Origin of the sequence: Megasphaera sp. AF13-6AC (genome assembly GCF_027685385.1) — a bacterium.
GTDB lineage: Bacteria > Bacillota > Negativicutes > Veillonellales > Megasphaeraceae > Megasphaera > Megasphaera micronuciformis.
Genome location: NZ_JAQCUN010000143.1, coordinates 1 through 3,011 on the forward strand (window position 1 = coordinate 1; position 3,011 = coordinate 3,011).

Genomic DNA, 3,011 nt, shown 5'->3' on the forward strand with positions numbered 1-3,011 from the left:
TCCGGCCATGCGACACTTTTTAAAGACCGTGGCTGACGTGGAAGAAGCTGACATTTATGAAATAGACGGGCCTGTGGATTTGACGGGACTTTTTGAAATCACGTCTTTACCGAAATATGATCGATTGAGGTTCCCCGTGGCTTCTCCGCAACCCGTATGGGAACTGTTGCCGTATAGGAAAGAAGAGTTATGGGCTGTCGTCAAAAAACATAATATTATGATGCATCATCCTTATGAAACTTTTGCAGCTGTAGACGATTTTATCTATTTAGCCGCCAAAGATCCGGATGTTTTAGCTATTAAGCAAACCTTATATCGTGTCGGTACACGATCGGCTATTATCGATGCCTTGGCGGAGGCTGCCGAAAGCGGCAAAGAAGTAACGGTCCTCATGGAAGTAAAAGCACGGTTTGATGAAGAAAATAATATTCATAAGGCACGCAAATTGGAAGAGGCGGGATGTCATGTTATTTACGGGGTAGCCGGGTTAAAAACCCATTCGAAGATCACCCTCGTCGTACGACGGGAGAGTGACGGTATTCGCCGTTATGTACACTTGGCAACGGGAAATTATAATGGAAAAACGGCCCGTATTTATACGGATGTAGGTATTTTGACGGCGGATCGGGCTATGGGGGAAGATGCATCGGCTTTTTTCAACCTTTTGTCCGGCTATTTTGAAAGTCCGGCTTGGAAAAAACTGGCGGTAGCTCCCTATGACTTACGAGAACAATTGTATTCGTCCATTGACAGAGAAATCTCTGTGGCTAAAGCGGGTAAGAAGGCCGTTATTATTGCCAAAATGAACTCCCTTTTAGATCGACACGTTATTGATCGGTTGTATGAAGCTTCTCAGGCCGGAGTGATTGTGCGTCTTATTGTTCGCGGTATTTGTGTACTGCGTCCGGGAGTGGCGGGACTTAGTGAGAATATCAGTGTACACAGCATTGTCGGTAGGTTTTTGGAACATAGCCGTCTCTTTTATTTTTACAATGACGGTGCGGAGGATGTATTTATTTCTTCCGCTGATTGGATGCCCCGAAATTTAAATGAACGTATCGAACTGCTTGTACCTGTAGAATACGGGCCTCATAAAGAAAGAATCAAAGAAATTCTCCGACTCAATTATGAAGATAATGTAAACGGTCATATTATGGATCAAAACGGAGAGTATACCTATTTGGCGGATAATAGAACGGGTCCTGCCGTCAATGCTCAGGAGACTTTTCAGCAACTTGCAGAACGAGCTGTTTCGGGGCCTGAAAACGGCTGAAATTGACACGCCATACCTCCTTTGTTACAATTGGTCATAATTGGAGGGATTGCATGAGAAAATGGAAAGAATCGATTACACGGACCTATTCCGTTTTGGTCGCTTTGTTGATTCTCGTGTCTCTGACAGGATTCATCGATAAGGGCAAAACTGTTACTGTTGTTGAAGACGGTAAGAGCCGGGAAATATACACGCGCTCTTTAAATAAAGATGCCTTAACGAGAGAGCTGGGGATTACACCGGCGTCTAAGGACGAAGTCTATCTTTCGACACCGAAGCTTACGGACGGGTCTGTAGCCACTGTTCGTCGGGCCGTTCCCGTAACGCTGGATTATAAAGGACAGACCGTTACGGTCTCGTCAGGCAAAAAGACGGTAGGAGAAGTAGCGGCTCAGTACGGATATGATCGTGAAAACTACAGACCGTACGGGAATCCGGAAGCTCCCGTGGAAAAGGACATGACCGTTCGGATCGGTAATTTGTCGCGGAAAACCGTATCGGAAGACGATGTAGTTCAATATGTTATCGAAAGTATTCCCGACGAATCTATCGGTCAGGGACGTGAAGAAATCGTTCAGGAAGGCGTTAACGGACGTAAGCGGGTAACTAATAATATTGTCAGTCTGGACGGCCAGGTTGTCGGTAAAGAGCATATAAAGACGGAACTTATTTCCGAAATGAAGCCCCTTATTCGTAAAATAGGTACTAAGGAAACAGTAGAAATTAATACGGGTGATATTTCCAAATACAAGGAAGTATTGACCATGGTGGCTACGGCGTACTTGCCGACTGACGGAGACGGTCGCGGTATCACCTATACGGGTACTCGCGCACGATACGGGGAAATTGCCGTCGATCCGCGTGTCATTCCCCTGGGAACGAAGGTTTTTATTCCCGGTTACGGCATTGCCGTAGCGGAAGATACAGGCGGTGATATTTTAGGCAACCGTATTGATTTATGTATGGAAAGTTATGATTCGTGCATGGCTTTCGGTCGCCGCACCGTACAAGTGTATATTCTCGAATAAAAAGGGGCGTAAGCCTTTTTTTATTGCTTTTCAAATCCTTGCTACCCGACTTTCTTTATGATATAATCATTAAGGTTTAAATACACACGCATCGTCGAGCTTGTTACTGTGCCGTTTTTACGGTAGCGACAAGTGATGACCGAGCGGAGGAAAAACAGGAGGAAACATATTATGGCAGTAGTATCAATGAAACAGTTATTGGAAGCAGGCGTTCACTTCGGTCACCAAACCCGTCGTTGGAACCCTAAAATGTCCCGCTTTATCTTTACGGAACGCAACGGTATCTATATTATCGACTTGCAGAAAACCGTTAAGAAATTGGACGAAGCGTATAATTTTGCTCGCGACTTGGCATCCGAAGGCGGCAAGGTTCTTTTTGTAGGAACGAAGAAGCAGGCTCAAGAATCCATTAAGAACGAAGCTGAACGTTGCGGTATGTTCTTTGTCAACGAACGTTGGCTCGGTGGCATGTTGACCAACTTCCAGACCATTGAAAAACGCGTAAAACGCTTAAAAACTCTTGAAAAACAAGCGGAAGACGGCACTTTCGATGTTCTTCCCAAGAAAGAAGTAACGCTTCTCAAACATGAAATGGAAAAACTCCAAAAGTATTTGGGCGGTATTAAAGAAATGAAGAAGGTTCCCGATGCACTCTTCGTTATCGATCCGAAAAAAGAAGAAATCGCTATCGCCGAAGCTCGTAAATTGAA

3 protein-coding genes are annotated in these 3,011 nt (G+C 44.9%); all 3 read left to right on the plus strand.

Going from position 1 to position 3,011, the window contains the following annotated elements:
* Positions 1 to 1,273: polyphosphate kinase 1 (gene ppk1, locus PGX78_RS07225; protein WP_270446185.1), on the plus strand; the 1,273-nt coding region annotated here is incomplete at its 5' end.
* A gap of 53 nt (positions 1,274 to 1,326) precedes the next feature.
* The gene (locus PGX78_RS07230; RefSeq protein WP_270446186.1) at positions 1,327 to 2,301 is read left to right on the plus strand and encodes a 3D domain-containing protein; all 975 of its coding nucleotides are present in this window, start codon (positions 1,327 to 1,329) and stop codon (positions 2,299 to 2,301) included.
* Positions 2,302 to 2,472: 171 nt separating this feature from the next.
* A partial coding sequence (gene rpsB, locus PGX78_RS07235; RefSeq protein WP_270446188.1) for a 30S ribosomal protein S2 occupies positions 2,473 to 3,011 on the plus strand: 539 nt, incomplete at its 3' end.